The sequence below is a fragment of the Microbispora sp. KK1-11 genome, from assembly GCF_006874435.1.
GTDB lineage: Bacteria > Actinomycetota > Actinomycetes > Streptosporangiales > Streptosporangiaceae > Microbispora > Microbispora catharanthi.
Genome location: NZ_VIRJ01000002.1, coordinates 306,597 through 320,580, shown reverse-complemented (window position 1 = coordinate 320,580; position 13,984 = coordinate 306,597). Strand labels below are relative to the sequence as shown.

10 protein-coding genes are annotated in these 13,984 nt (G+C 73.6%); 2 read left to right on the top strand and 8 right to left on the bottom strand.

The genetic code is table 11. From position 1 onward, the window contains the following. The first annotated feature begins 50 nt into the window (after positions 1-50). Entirely contained in the window at positions 51-1,436 is a 1,386-nt protein-coding gene (locus FLW16_RS04365) for a PLP-dependent aminotransferase family protein (protein WP_142557824.1), read from the top strand. On the opposite strand, the gene FLW16_RS04360 is transcribed toward FLW16_RS04365, so the two are convergent. The 3 genes from FLW16_RS04360 to FLW16_RS04350 all read right to left on the bottom strand — a co-directional run bounded on the left by FLW16_RS04360 (position 1,414) and on the right by FLW16_RS04350 (position 5,786). After that, positions 1,414-1,953 carry a hypothetical protein gene (locus tag FLW16_RS04360; RefSeq protein WP_142557822.1) on the bottom strand — a complete coding sequence of 180 codons (540 nt, stop codon included), beginning with the start codon at positions 1,951-1,953 and terminating at the stop codon, positions 1,414-1,416. The genes FLW16_RS04365 and FLW16_RS04360 overlap by 23 nt on opposite strands. A 197-nt stretch (positions 1,954-2,150) precedes the next feature. Then, on the bottom strand, positions 2,151-3,878 hold the full coding sequence (locus tag FLW16_RS04355) for a sigma factor-like helix-turn-helix DNA-binding protein (RefSeq protein ID WP_142557820.1): 1,728 nt from the start codon (positions 3,876-3,878) through the stop codon (positions 2,151-2,153). A gap of 147 nt (positions 3,879-4,025) precedes the next feature. After that, the gene (locus FLW16_RS04350; RefSeq protein WP_142557818.1) at positions 4,026-5,786 is read right to left on the bottom strand and encodes a substrate-binding and VWA domain-containing protein; all 1,761 of its coding nucleotides are present in this window, start codon (positions 5,784-5,786) and stop codon (positions 4,026-4,028) included. 113 nt (positions 5,787-5,899) lie between these two features. Here FLW16_RS04350 and FLW16_RS04345 point away from each other — a divergent pair, with 113 nt between their 5' ends. Then, a complete protein-coding gene (locus FLW16_RS04345; protein ID WP_142557816.1) occupies positions 5,900-6,709 on the top strand; it encodes an RNA methyltransferase in 810 nt (269 codons plus the stop codon). Here FLW16_RS04345 and FLW16_RS04340 read toward each other — a convergent pair. The 5 genes from FLW16_RS04340 to FLW16_RS04320 form a co-directional block, all read right to left on the bottom strand. After that, positions 6,696-7,556 carry a D-alanyl-D-alanine carboxypeptidase family protein gene (locus FLW16_RS04340; protein ID WP_142557814.1) on the bottom strand — a complete coding sequence of 287 codons (861 nt, stop codon included), beginning with the start codon at positions 7,554-7,556 and terminating at the stop codon, positions 6,696-6,698. The genes FLW16_RS04345 and FLW16_RS04340 overlap by 14 nt on opposite strands. Next, on the bottom strand, positions 7,549-8,055 hold the full coding sequence (locus tag FLW16_RS04335) for a DedA family protein (RefSeq protein ID WP_260614878.1): 507 nt from the start codon (positions 8,053-8,055) through the stop codon (positions 7,549-7,551). Before FLW16_RS04335 ends, FLW16_RS04340 begins: the two co-directional genes overlap by 8 nt. A gap of 240 nt (positions 8,056-8,295) precedes the next feature. After that, a complete protein-coding gene (locus FLW16_RS04330) occupies positions 8,296-11,688 on the bottom strand; it encodes an AfsR/SARP family transcriptional regulator (protein ID WP_142557810.1) in 3,393 nt (1,130 codons plus the stop codon). A gap of 170 nt (positions 11,689-11,858) precedes the next feature. Continuing rightward, positions 11,859-12,944: a lysylphosphatidylglycerol synthase domain-containing protein gene (locus FLW16_RS04325; protein ID WP_142557808.1), complete on the bottom strand. Its 1,086-nt coding sequence runs from the start codon at positions 12,942-12,944 to the stop codon at positions 11,859-11,861. A gap of 88 nt (positions 12,945-13,032) precedes the next feature. After that, the gene (locus FLW16_RS04320) at positions 13,033-13,845 is read right to left on the bottom strand and encodes a PIG-L deacetylase family protein (RefSeq protein WP_142557806.1); all 813 of its coding nucleotides are present in this window, start codon (positions 13,843-13,845) and stop codon (positions 13,033-13,035) included. Positions 13,846-13,984: the final 139 nt, after the last annotated feature.

Here is a 13,984-nt window from a genome sequence, read left to right as displayed (position 1 = left end):
AAGTGGACCGGCGGAATACGTCCACTTACGGCCCATACGGGGGGACCACTTTGCGTGTGACCATAGATCTGCCGCTGGCCGTGGACCGTGAGGCCCCGGTGCCGCTCGCCGTCCAGGTGGCCGGTCAACTGCGGGAGGCCATGCGCACCGGCCGGCTCAGGGCGGGGGAGCGGCTGCCGTCCACGCGGGCCCTCGCCGCCCTGCTGGGGGTCAGCAGGACGGTCGCGACCGACGCGTACCAGCAGTTGTACGCCGAGGGCTGGCTGGACGGGCGGCACGGCTCGGGCACCTACGTGGCCGACGACACGCTGCCGTACGAGAAGCCCGGCGCGCAGGCGATCGAAGCCCGCGGGGCCGTCCACCGCGAGCCGGCGCCCCCGGGATGGGTGGACCTGCGGCCGGGGCGGCCGTGGGTGTTCGGGTACGACACGGCGGCCTGGCGGCGGGCCTGGCGCTCTGCCGGCGAGCTGGCGCTGAACGCGTTCCCCGACCCCTACGGCCATCCGGAGCTGCGCGAGCTGCTGGCCGACCACCTGCGCAGGGCCAGGGCCGTGCCGGTGGGCGCCGGGAACGTCATGGTCACCAGGGGCACCGGCAACGGCCTCGACCTGATCGCCGCCACGCTGCTCGGGCCGGGGACCCGGGCCGGGGTGGAGGACCCCGGCTGGCGGGCCGCCCGCCGGATCTTCGCCTCCCGGGGCGCGGAGGTCGTGCCCTGCCCGGTGGACGAGCAGGGCGTGATCGTCGAGGCGCTCCCCGACGACCTGCGGGTGCTCTACACCACGCCCGCGCACCAGTTCCCGGTCGGCGGCAGGCTGCCGATCCCGCGCAGGGAGAAGCTGCTCGCCTGGGCGCGCAGGACCGGCGCGATCGTCGTCGAGGACGACTACGACGCCGAGTTCCGCTACGACGTCGCGCCGCTGCCCGCGCTGTACGGGCTCGACCCCGGGCGGGTGGTGCTGCTCGGCACGCTGTCGAAGTCGCTCGGTCCCGACGTCGGGCTCGGCTGGCTGGTCGCCCCCGCCGACCTGCTCGACGCCGTGGCCGAGCGCCGGATGCACCTCGCCGACCGCACGTCGGGGCCGGTCCAGCAGGCCGTGGCGACTCTGCTGGAACGCGGAGACCTCGACCGGCACCTGCGCAGGATGCGGCTGGAGTACGCCCGCCGGAGGGCGGCCATCGTCGAGGCGCTCGGGCCGTACGTGCGGGGCGACACGGCCGGGCTCCACGTCATGGTCACCCTGCCCGCCGGCGTGGCCCCCGGCCTCGTACGGCGGGCCGGGGAACGCGGCGTGCTCCTGGACACGACCGAAGCCCACCACCACGGGCCGCCTCGGGTGCACGGCCTCGTGCTGGGTTACGGCTCGGCCTCCCGGGCCGACGTGCGGCGCGGGTGCGCGGTGATCCGGGAGCTCATACCTCCTGAAGAAGCCTGAGCTCCCTTCCGGGCAGGGGGACCTCCAGGTTGAGCGCCTCCTCGCCGATGATGCGGGCGATGTCGATCGATCCCGGGTCGCCCTCCCTGGTGCCGGGCACCTGGGAGTGGCCGAAGTGGCCGCCTCGCGCCCAGAGGCGTTTGCTGCGCTCGGCGGCCAGGGAATGCGGATAGGGCAGCGGAGGGCCGGCCGGCCAGCGGCGCGGCACCTCCCAGGAGTCGAGCCAGGCCAGGATGTCGTCCAGACCGTCGAGTTTGGTGTCGGTGAACGGTTCCCTCGCCGAGCCGATGACTTGGATCTGCACGCAGACCCGTCCGTTCCTGCCGCGGTCCGCGGCGAGCCCGCCGCCCGCCCTGGTGGGCGAGAGCAACTGGACGATCTCCCCGGTCACCGGGTTCCACACCAGGTGGGAGGGCCGGCGGAGCTGGATCAGCCGCTGGGCGACGGACCTGGCCGAGACCCATTGGGGGTCGGCGGGCCAGATGAACCAGACGGTCCTCGGGGCTCCTCCGAGCATCGCTCCGGAGTCCCCGGGGGAGGGAAGTCGGCTTGCGCCGGGCAGCCATGCTTGGGCCACAATGCCCCCTCAAATCCTCGGTCGCGTCGTTTTTCCCCTTTCAAACTTCCGCTGACACCTCGCGAATCCTGATTGTTACTGGCGGGTGCCAATCTTCCAACGAGGGTGTAACAACTGGTGATTGTGTGACGAATGCGTCAGGCGGACGGAGTGGCGGCCGCTTCGCCCGCCGAAGTCGGGCCGTCGCCCGACTCGCCCGCGGGATCGGAGGAGGGGCCGGCCGTGGGGCGGGTCGTGGTGTCGGGGGTCGGGTCGGGCAGCGGGTCGGCGTCGCCGTTCCCCTCCTGGCCGTCCCATGTCACCCGGCACGAGGGCCGGCCGGCCGAGGACTCGAAGGTCACCACGCCCCTGCCCGCGACGCCGGGATCGGCGACGGCGAGCGTGACCCGGCCGCTCGCGCCCGCGCGGAGCCTGCCGTGCCGGGGCGAGACGGTGATCCCGCCCGAGGTGACGGCCGTCCACTCGATCACGGCGTTGCGCGCGGCCAGCGTGACCGAGGCGCCCGCGGCCCCGCCCAGATCTCCGGGGCACAGCGCCGTCAGAGCCGGCCTGGGCGCGGGTCGCGTACGGGTGGGAGACGGCCGCGACCGCCCCGAGGGTGCGGTGGTGTGGGGCGGGGCGGTCGCGGCCGATTGGGGGGAGCCGTCTGGTGGGGGTGTCTCGTCTCCGGACGCGGCGGGAGTCGCCGTGGGCAGGTCGCTCTCCTCCGGGCCCGGCTCAGAATCTCCGGGGACAGGATCTCCGGGGACAGGATCTCCGGGGGCAGGATCTGCGGGCGCCGCCGTCGGGGGTACGCGTATCGCCTCGAGCCGCTCGGCCGGATCCTGACCGGAGACCAGGGCGAGCCCGCCGGCCGCGCCGAACACGCAGACGGCGGCGAGCATGACGGGAGCGGCCCGCAGCGGGCGGGAGCGGACCCGTTTGCGCTCAGTTTGCCGGAGCCCTGTCCGCCCATGCTCTGTCCGGCCATGCTCTGTCCGCCCGTGCCCCGCCTGCCTGCCGGTGGTCGCGGGGAAACCGCGCCGGTCGAACTCGGCGGTGGCGACGGCGGTGGCGGCGTCACGCCGGTCGGCGTGGAGCGCGGACTCGATCACCCGGCGGCGCAGGGAGAGCGGGGGGAAGGCGACGGGGATCATGTCGAGCAGCCGCTCGGCCGACACGTGCCTGCCCCGGCCCTCGCGGCAGATCTCACAGGCCCCGATGTGCTTGCTCAACCGCTTGCGCACGGGAGGACCGAGGGGGCCGTCCTGCCAGGCGGCGCCCACGCCGTGGTCGACCAGGGCCGACAGCTCCGGGCAGTGGGCCCGGCCGACCCTGGCCAGCACGAGGGCCGCGGCGGCGTTCTCCAGGTGGTCGCGGGCCCGGGTGAGCCGCGCCGACACCTGCCGGGAGGCGAGCCCGAGGACCGATCCGATCTCGGCCGTCGTCAGGCCGTGCCTTACGGCAAGTTCGAGCACCTCGCGCTCGTGGTCGCCGAGTTCCCCCAGCGCCTCCCGCACCAGCGCGGCGAGCGGCGGGTCCGCGGACTCCTCCACCGCGATGACGGGTCCTGCGACCTCCTTCCCCGCTCGCGCGGCCCCTCTTCTGGTGGCGCTGTGGAACCGGGTCAGCGCGTACAGCCACGCCCGCAGCCGGGCCGGTTCCTTCAGCCGGTCGGCGCAGCAGGACGCGGCGACGAGCGCGTCGTGCACCGCACGCTCCGCCGCGTCGAGGTCGCGCACCAGCGCGTACGCGTAGTCGCTCAGCCGGTCGGCATAGGCGTCGTACAGCGCGGCCGGAGCCTGGGCGTCGGCGCCGCCCCCGCGGCGCAGCGCCTCCAGCAGTCGGTGGTCGTCGGCTCGCCCGACGCCGGGCCATTCGGGCAACGAACATTCCTCCCCGTGTGACGGAACCTGGTCTTGCCGGTCCCCACACGAGTGGGACGCCGTCCCCTCTGGCGTCGTTTACGGATCAGACGGTCCTGCCCGACAGTCATGCCCAACCGGCATGATCTGCGAAAACAGCGACTGCTGTTACTGGAGTCTGCGGGCGATGCCCTTGAGGAAGATGTTGCGGATCTCCAGGACCGTCTGCGGGAAGTAGGCGGCGCCGCCGGTCGCCTTGGCGATGGAGGTCATCTGCGTCCGGTCCTCGTCCTTCTGGGTGTTGAACGAGATGATCAGGATGCTCACCGGCCGCTTGGGGTCGTAGGCGTCCTTCAGCTTGCGCAGGATCTCGGTGTTGGAGATGCCGCCGTTCGGGTCGTCGTTGCCGACGCCGTCGGTGAACAGCAGGATCGTGTTGACCTTGTCGGGCTCGTACTCCTTGGTCATCTTCTGGTAGGCGGCCCACAGGGTGTCGTTCAGGCCGGTGTTGCCCGTGGGGATGGCCTTGGCCTGGCGCAGCGCCTGGGCGATCACCTCGCGGCGGGTCACCCCGTTGATCTGCTGGGCCAGCGGCCCGATCTGCACGACGGGCTTCCAGTCGACGCCCTGCCCGCGCAGGTTGTCGGAGAAGGCCCAGATGCCCAGCTCGGCCTTGTCCGGGAAGAGCTTCAGGCCCTCGACGGTGAGGTCGGTGATCGCGCGCATCCGGGTCACGCCGGTCTTGTCGGCGGGCAGCGCCATGGTCCCGGAGATGTCGATGAGGGAGAGCAGCCTGGTGCCGAGCTTGATCTGGTGCCACGCCTGCGAGAGACGGGTGACGGTCGCGGCGTCCGGCAGCGGGATCGCGGCCGGCTTCTTGGCGTTCACGCCGTTGTCGGGCTTCAGCAGGCTGCCGCCCTTGCCGTCGGGCGCGCGGAAGCCGTAGTCCTGGACGGTCTTCCTGCCGCTGGGCGAGGTCACCTCGGTCGCCAGGGCCTGCGCCGCCTTGCGTGTCGCGGCGTCCTTCGCCGTGACGATGATCGGGTAGTCGAGGCTGATCGTGCCCTCGGCCGGATAGAGCGCGACCGCCGGGTTCGAGGGGGTCGTCGTCGTGTTGTACGTCCACACGGCCTGCTCGGACGTCACGCCGACCGGGATGCGGGCCGCGGCCTTGGTCAGCGTGGCGAACATGCTGTCGGGGGTCGACACGGTGGACTCCGACAACTGGCGCAGCACGCCGACGAGCGTCTCCTCGCTGCCGCCTCCCTGCTTGAGCACGGCGGCCCCGGCGAGCAGCGCGCCGAGGCCGGCGGCGTTCTGCGTGGGATCGAGCGCGAGCACGCGCACCTTCCGCGCCAGGCCGTCGGGGTTGGCGGCGTTCGCCGCGCTCATCAGGCCGGTCCAACTGGGGCTGAAGGCCGACTGGAGCTTGTCCGCGCCGGTCTTGGACGCGGCGAGCACGACGGGGGTGCTCGCGGCGTTCCCGGTGGGCTCGGGCGCGTTCTTGACGCCGCTCAGCCACAGGCTGGAGTCGGGGATCCACAGGTCGGGGTCCAGCTTGCCGCTGGTGGGACCGGTGCCCGCCATCGCGTTGGCGACGTCGGCCGGCTCGGCGGCCTTGACCGTGACGGCGACGCACTTGCCGTCGACGGCCTTGCCCGACTTGCCGAACCTGGTGGCGATCTTCTGGACGGCGGGCTGGATGTCGGGCGCGGCGACGACCGAGAGCTTGACCTTCTCGCCGGCGCAGCCCGGGCTCTTGTTCACCACCACGTACGCGGCGACGCCGAGGAGCACGGCCAGGGCGACCGCTCCCGCCAGCGGGACGAACACCGTCCCCCGTCCGGCCCGCCGCCGCGGCGGCGGCGGGGGCTCGTACTGGGGGTCGAAGCCGCCATCGAGTTCGTCTGTGCGGTGCCGTCCGCCCACGGTGCTCTCTCCGATGTCGACTGGCCGTAACAGGTTTAGGGAACGATAGCGGCAAAAGGCGCAACTCGCGCCTGGTGTGCGGGAGTGTTCTACGCAGGCCGTACCCTTGGCCCGTGGTCATCCCGGTCGAGGACGCCGCAGATCCGCGCCTGTCGGACTACGTGCGGCTGCGCGACGTCGATCTGCGCAAGAGCGTCGAGAGCGAGCGCGGGCTGTTCGTCGCCGAGGGCGAGAAGGTCATCCGGCGGGCGATCGGCGCGGGCCATCCGGTGCGCTCGGTGCTGACCACGGCCAAGTGGCTCGACGCGCTGGCCGACGTCGTCGGGGAGGCCACCGTCTATGTGGTCTCCGACCGGGTGATGGAGGGGATCACCGGCTTCCAGGTGCACCGGGGCGCGCTCGCCGCGATGGAGCGCACCCCGCTTCCCCCGGTCGGCGGACTCCTCGCCGACGCGGGGTCGCGGATCCTCGTCCTGGAGGACCTGGTCGACCACGGCAACGTCGGGGCGATCTTCCGCTGCGCCGCGGCGCTCGGCGTCGGCGCGATCGTGCTGTCACCGCGCTGCGCCGACCCCCTCTATCGCAGGGCCGTCAAGGTGTCGATGGGGGCGGTGTTCGCGATCCCGTACGCCCGGATGACCGACTGGCACGGCGGCCTGGCGGAGATCAGGGCGGCCGGGTTCCGCCTGCTGGCGCTCACGCCCGACCAGTCGGCCGTGCCGCTGGACAAGGCCCCGCTGTCCGGCCGGGTCGCGCTGATGCTCGGCTCGGAGGGCGACGGGCTGTCGTCCCACTGGCTGCACGAGGCCGACCAGCCCGTCTGCATCCCGATGAGCCCGCGGGCGATGGACCTCGGCGTCGACTCCCTGAACGTGGTGGCCGCCGCGGCCGTCGCCTGTCACGGCCTGCTCAGGGGAGCGTGACCCCGGCCCCCGTCTCGGCGCTCTCGCCGGTGCCCTGGCCGGCCCAGTCGAGCAGCTTGCGTGCCGTGGCGAACCTCGCCTTGTCGCTGCGCTCGCCCAGCACGACCCCCACGTACGTGCGCCCGTCCCGGACGGCGGCGAACGACAGGCAGTAGCCGGCCTGGTTGGTGAAGCCGGTCTTCAGCCCCACCGCGCCGTCGTCCAGCAGGTCGTTGGTGTTGCGCCACACGTGCGCCCGGTGGAGGGCCGACTTCCCGACCACCCGCTTGGGCGTCTTGGCGATGGACGCGATCACGGGGTCGCGCAGCGCCGCCGCGGCCAGCGTCGCCTGGTCGCGGGCGGTGGAGTACCCCTTCGATGGCAGCCCGTCCGGGTTGGCGTAGCGGGTGTCGCGCAGGCCGAGAGCCCGCGCCGCTTCGTTCATCTTCGCGACGAACTTCGCCGTCCCCGGGCCGTACCGCTCGGCCAGGGCGTGGGCGGCGTCCGCTCCCGAGGGGAGCATGAGCCCGTAGAGCAGGTCGCGGACCTTGAGCCGCTCGCCCGCCCGCAGGCCCGCCGTCGTGGCCCCGCCGGCCGTCGCGTGCCTCACGTCGGCCTTGGCGATGGTCACCACGTCGTCCAGGCGGGCCTGCCGCCGGACCACGTAGGCGGTCATGACCTTGGTCAGGCTCGCGACCGGCACCCGGCGCGTCTCGCGCTTGGCGAACTGGACCGTTCCCTCCGTGGTGTCCACCAGGTAGGCCTCCCTGGCCGTGACCGAGGGCGCTTCAGCGGCCTGAGCGGGCGCGGCCGCGGTCCCTGCCGTGACGAGGGCGGCGGCCAGCGCGATGAGTACCCCGTTACGCATCCCGACATGATCGCACGGCTTCGGGTGCGGCGGGTGCGGCCCCGTTCCCGCCCCTCCTCCTGCGGCGCCGTACGAGGAGGGCGACGGCCAGGGCCACGACGGCGACGACGGCGGCGGCCAGCCCGGGGGACCGGGCCGCCAGCGACAGCCACGCCCACAGGAGCGAGTAGAGGCCGAAGGAGGCCACCGGCACCCAGGTCAGGCAGCCGAGCGCGCTGGCCACCACATACCAGCGGTAGTCCACCCGCAGCGCCCCCGCGACCCACGGCAGCGTGTGCCGCAGGCCCGGCACCCAGAAGCAGCCGTAGACGGCGAGCGCGCCCCACCGGCGCACCACGTTCTCCACGCGCTCGATCCGCTCCCGGCCGATCCCGCGGCCCATCCGCGAGCGGTAGAGCGCCTCGCCGAGCCTGCGGCCGACCCAGTAGTACACCTGGAACGCGCCGAACAGGGCGACCGCGCCGACCGCGACGACCAGCCACAGAGGAAGGCCGAACACGGAGGCGGCCGTAGGGTCAGGGATCCGCACGTGCTCTCACCGCCGGTCATCGGGGCAGTCATTAGGCAAGCCTCACCTTAGCGCCCCGCATCGCCCTGATTGCAAGCCGATGTCAACCGCTGGTCAATCCGTCCCTTGTACACCTGAGGGGACGAGAGGCGACGGGTTCGCGGTGCGACAGGGGCCTTCGCGAACTCCGCCTTCCTTCGCCTTCGGCAAACGTTGCCCCCCCGCCCCTTCTCACCTGTTCGCGAGCGCCCCGCGGGCCTCGGCGACCCAGCGGGGCACGCCCACCCGCTCGGCCACGGCCAGCGCCTTCTCGTAGTGGTCGCGGGCCGGCAGACCGAGCCGTACGGCGAGGTCGCCGAGCGTCTTCGCCACCGGCCACAGGGCGACCACGCCGGTGCCGGCCCCGGCGATGCGGTCGCGGAACGGCGCCAGCTTCTCGTACGCCTCCCGCATCCGGCCCTCGTCGTCCAGCAGCATCCCGGCGAGCGCCCGCCAGATGAGGGCGAGCTCGTAGAGGAAGTCGGTGCGGACCGGTTCCCGGCTCGTGGCCACCACCTGGGCGTCCCGCACGTGCCCGGCCGAGGCGAGCGCCACGGCGTAGGCGTCGAGGGTCCACTTCGCGCCGCGCTGGTGGGCCTCGCCCAGCGGCTCGGCCATCTCGGCGGCCCGCCCGTCCACCAGGTGCAGGCAGAACGTGGCGATCAGCGGCAGGTCCTGGCGGCCTTCGAGCATCCCGGCCCGCGCGGTCAGCCGCGCCGCGTTCCGGTAGGCCCGCTCGGCCCCCGCGTAGTCACCCGTGATCATCAACCGCTGTCCGGCGTACCACGCGCCGACGGCCGCAGGGGCGGGCAGGGCGTACTGCCGTCCGAGGCGTTCGGCCTGCGCGAGGTGCTCGTCGGCCTCGGTGAAGTCGCCGCGGGCCGCCGCGCACTCCAGCAGCACGAGGTGTGCCAGCGTCTGCACCGCGATCTGGCCCGACTCCGCCCCGACCCGCAGCAGCTCACGGCCGATGGTCTCGCGCTCGTCGACCTGCGTCAGCGTGTACGACTGCCGCAGCCGCCCGCTCAGCGCCATCGCCAGCAGCGCGGGGTCGCCGCTCGACCTGGCCAGCTCCTCGGCCTCCAGCGACGCCTGGTAGCCGCGCTCGGTGGCCGACCCCTCCAGCTCCAGGGCCAGCGTCGCGAGCAGGCTGGCCCGCAGCGACTGCTCGCCCTCCGGCAGCTCGACCAGCGCCTTCTCGGTGACGTCGACGATCTCCCAGGCCGTGCGCGTGAAGTCGCGGGCGATGCCCTTGTGCGGCACCGCGAGCGCCGCCGCGACCCGGGCGGTCAGCTCCAGATCGCCCAGGGGCAGTGCGACCGACATCGCCTCCCCCCGGTGCGCGCGGGCGGCGGTCATGTCCCCGCACAGCGCCAGCGCCCTGATCATCCGCAGCTGAAGCTCCAGCCGGTCGCGTACCGATCCCCGGCCTGTCTGAGCCCGGCCCGTGTGAGCCCGGCCCGTGTGAGCCCGGCCCGTGTGAGCACGGTCGAAGGCGGCGATGGCCTGCTGCCAGAGCGTCGCGGCCTCCCGGTGGGCGAACCTGCGCTCGGCCTGCTCGGCGGCCAGCCCGGCGTACCGCACGGCCTTCGCGGCGGTCTCCACCGTGCCCGCCGCGTCGTAGTGGTGGGCCAGCGCGGCCACGTCGTTCGGGCTGCGCTGCTCGATCACCGAGGCGACCGCGGCGTGCAGGCGCGAGCGGCGCAGCCGGGAGGCGTCCGAGTAGATCGTGTCCCTGACCAGGTCGTGGTCGAACCTGAGCAGGCCGGGGCCCGGCTCGGTCACCAGCCCGGCGAGCAGCGCCGCCTCGACCGCGTCCACCACGGCGTCCTCGTCGCCCGACACGTCGACCAGGACGTCCACGTCCACGTCGCGGCCGATCACGGCGGCCTGCAGCAACACCTGCTGGGCCCGCTCCGGCAGCCGGGCGATCCGCCGCCTCAGCACGTCGCGCACGCCCGAGGGCACCTCGGAGATGTCGGCCTCGGCCTCGAACAGCCGGGCCGTCTCCTTGACGAAGAACGGGTTGCCCCCAGCTCGCTCGACGATCGTGCTGACGACCTCGTCGTCCACCTCGTGCACGCAGGTCGCCCGGACGAGCTCCGCCACGGCGGCGTCGTCGAGGCCGCCGAGCCCCACGCGTACGGGGTCGAGCCGGGCCAGCGCGGCCAGCACGTCCTGCTGCTGGTCGTTCAGCTCGCCGTCGCGGCAGGTCACCACGACGAGCACGCGGCTTGCCGCGAGCAGGCTGGGCAGCGCGCGCAGCAGCGCGAGCGTCTGGTCGTCGGCCCAGTGCAGGTCCTCCAGGAGGATCAGCAGCGGGGCCTCGCGCGCCACGGCCGACAGGTAGCCGCCGACGGCCCGGTGCAGCCGGAAGCCGCCCGACGCCTCGTCGTCGGCGATGTCGGGAGCGGCGTCGTCGAGCAGCGGCGCCAGCAGCGCGGCGTACTCGCCCGCGCCCCTGCGGGAGACCAGGGCGCGCAGCACCTCGACCCAGGCCCAGCCGGGCGGGGTCGCCGTGCTGTCGGGGCAGCCACCGGTCGCCCCTATCCAGCCGTCGCCCTCCAGCCGCTCGAACAGCCGCCGCACCAGTGTGGTCTTCCCCGCGCCGGGATCGCCGCTGACCACGGTGACCGTGAACCGGCCCGCCTGGGCGCGGGGCGCGGCGGCGGCGAGCGCGGCCAGTTCGGCGTCGCGCCCGACGAACGGCTCGGGCTCCAGCGGCGGGGCGTCGCCGGTGGCGACCGGCCGGGGCGGCCAGGTCGCGGTGATCTCGGCGGGCCGCCGGGGCGCGGGGAGCACGAGGTCGAGCCCGGGGTCCTGGGCCAGGATGTCCGACTCCAGCTTCCGCAGCGCCGGACCGGGGTCGATGCCCAGCTCGTCGGACAGGATCGTGCGGGCCCGGCGCAGCGCGGCGAGCGCGTCGCCCTGCCGCCCGCACCGGTACAGCCCGAGCGCGAGCAGCCGCCAGCCCTCCTCGCGCAGGGCGTGCTCGGTGGTCAGCGCCTCCAGGTCGGGCACGGTCTCGGCGTGCAGGCCCATCCGCAGCCCGGCGTCGGCGTGCCGCTCCCTGGCCACCAGGCGCAGCTCGCTCAGCCGCGCCACCTCCGCCTCCGCCCAGGACTGGTCGGCGAAGTCCGAGTACGGCGTGCCCTGCCACAGCGCGAGCGCCGAATCCAGCCGGGCCCGGGCGGCCTGGGGGCTCTCCTCCAGCCGCTCCCCGGCCGAGCGGACCATGGCCTCGAAGCGCAGCGCGTCCACCTGTTCCGGGGCGGCGCGCAGGGCGTACCCCGACGCGACGGTCACGAGCAGGCGGTTGGGCCCGCCGCGCGGGCGGTTGGGCTCGAGCACGCGGCGCAGCCGGGAGATGTAGACCTGCAACCCCGACTGGGCGCCCTTGGCGGTGTCGTCGTCCCACAGGTCGAACAGCAGGGTGTCCACGGGCACGACCTGGCCGCGCGCCACGAGCAGGCGGGCCAGCACCGCGCGCTGCCGCAGCCCGCCGAGGTCGAGCTCGTCGGTGCCGTCGTGCGCCCCCACCGGCCCCAGGACCCGGAACGTCACCGGGCTCGTCGGGGGGCTCATCGGGCGCTCCTCCGCTGTCGTGCGCCGTGCCTTCCGGCCGCCGCTGGTCTTCCTATCTCAGGCGTCACCGTATGCGCGCCCGCGAAGGGGCACAAGGCATTCACCAACCCGGACACCCTCACCTTCTCGCCCCGCGAGTGTAGGAGATCGGCAGGGTGACCCGCAGTTGATCAGCGGACCCGGGTGCGGTGCGGGGAGGCGGCCGAGCCCGCCTCCGCGTTCGCGGCGCGGGTCTCCCGCCTGCGCAGCAGGGCCCATCCGCCGAGCGCGAGCCCGCCCCAGGGGATCTCGATGGTGTAGGTCCAGAAGCCGAACAGCACGGCGGCCGCGGTGGCCCCGCCGGCGGGCTGGCCGAACGCCCCGATCAGCAGCGTGGCGACGCCCCCCTCCATGATCCCCGCGCCACTGGGTGTGACGAGGGCGGTGGTGAGGACGCGGCTGAGCGCGAAGACGGCGACGGTCTCGGCCGGTCCCGGGTACGAGTCGGTGGCGACCAGGCAGGCGGCCATGATCAGGCACTGCAGGACGAGGAAGGCGACCATCCCGAGTGACAGGCCCGCCCACCGGCTGTGGATGATGTCGGCCGTGTCCCTGCGCAGCCGTTCGATCGCCGCCGACGCCGCGTGCTCGGCCGGGCGGAACCGCCGGGGCGCGAGCCGTACGAGCCCGTCGAGGACGCGGCCGAGGACGGCGGCCGCGCGGTCCCAGTACAGCGCCGTGGCGACGACGGCGACGAGGACGAGGATCGAGACCGCCCCGGCCCAGCCCGCCTTGGCGACCGTGGGATTGGTGGCCTTGCCCGCCATCAGCAGGCACACGATCCCCACGGCGGGCAGGATGAACCGGAACAGCGAGTTCCAGATGCCGGTGACCAGCGTGTAGACGACGATCGGCCGGTTGGCGAAGCCCCAGCCGCGGGTCATGCCGAACGTCAGGGCCACGCCCGCCGCCCCGCCGAACGGCAGCAGGTTGCTGACCGCGCTTCCCGCCGCGTTGAGCGTGAGCGCCTGCATGTGCGTGAGGCCGGGCAGCGCGGAGGTCATCACGAACGTGTACGCCCACAGGCTCGCCAGCCACAGGACGATCATCAGCGCGATCATCTGCCACCCGAGACCGCCGAACTGGTGGCCGATCTCCGTCCAGCTCACGGTGGCGCCGGTCAGCGTGTGCACGATCTCCGGGAGATAGAGCACCAGGGCCGCGGCCAGCCCGAGCGACACCACAGACAGCGCGATCTGCAGCCACTTCCTGTTCACCCGCGTACGCCCCCAGTCCGGTGTCGGTCCCCTCCAGTCTGCCGGGCCCCGGTGGTGGCGGAATCCTCCTGGCGGAGGATCACGACCCTTAGGGGGTGGCCTGCGGGCTGCCGTCGAAGGGATGCCGCAGGCGGGTGCCGCGGGGCAGGCCGCGGCGCACGTACCACTCGGTGCCGAAGACGAAGCGGTAGGCGAACCCGGGGATCTTCAGCATCGCGCCCAGCGTGCGGTCGCCGTCGCCGCCCGTGGCCTGGCTGGCGTGGGCCGCCATCGCCGCCCGCTTGGCCTTCGCGTACTTGCGCACGTTGACCCGGTGGGTGATCGCGTCCCGGGGCGAGTAGGCCCGTTCGAAGCTCCGCACGTCGATCGCCGGGTAGAACCGGGAGGCCAGCCGTACCCCTTTGAGCAGCAGGTCGCGGTCGACCGTCGCCTCCAGCACGATGGGCGTCCCGGCGATCTCGGCGGCCCGGCTTCCGACCCGGTAGACCTGCACGTGGTCGGGGTGGCCATAGCCGCCGGCCGGGTCGTAGATCGTGAGCAGGTCGGCGGTCTCCTCCTTGAGCACCGAGGCCAGCTGTTGCGCCGCCTCCTCGATGTCGGCGTCGATGAACGCGTTGTCCGGCCGGTCGTCGGCCACGCCGCCGTCGATGGCCAGGCCGGAGTCGCCGTAGCCGAGCAGCACGACCCGGGCGCAGCCCAGGGCCGCGGCCGAGCGGTGCAGCTCGTCCATGCGCGCTCTGCCCAGCTCCTCGCCGTGGGGGAGATCGGCGAGGCCGCGCTCGCCGGCCGTCGCGACGACGAGCACCACACGATGCCCCTCGTTGGCCAGCATGGCCATGGTCCCGGCGGTCAGCAGCGCCTCGTCGTCGGGATGGGCGTGGAAGAACACCGCCGTCCTCATCGCGCCCCACGGAACGTCGTCATCGCGTGCTCCACTCGTCTGCGCTGCCGGTTCCGCCCATGATCCCACGTGGCCCAGGCCGCCTGACGTCGCCCTCCCTGTGAGCAGTCCGAATAGGTGTGCGGTTTGATGGGCGTGG

Bases quoted from the DNA above. Each gene is read 5' to 3' on its own strand.
- FLW16_RS04340 (WP_142557814.1), bottom strand. From the start codon at position 7,556: ATGCGTAACGGGGTACTCATCGCGCTGGCCGCCGCCCTCGTCACGGCA.
- FLW16_RS04360 (WP_142557822.1), bottom strand. From the start codon at position 1,953: ATGCTCGGAGGAGCCCCGAGGACCGTCTGGTTCATCTGGCCCGCCGAC.
- FLW16_RS04320 (WP_142557806.1), bottom strand. From the start codon at position 13,845: ATGAGGACGGCGGTGTTCTTCCACGCCCATCCCGACGACGAGGCGCTG.
- FLW16_RS04330 (WP_142557810.1), bottom strand. From the start codon at position 11,688: ATGAGCCCCCCGACGAGCCCGGTGACGTTCCGGGTCCTGGGGCCGGTG.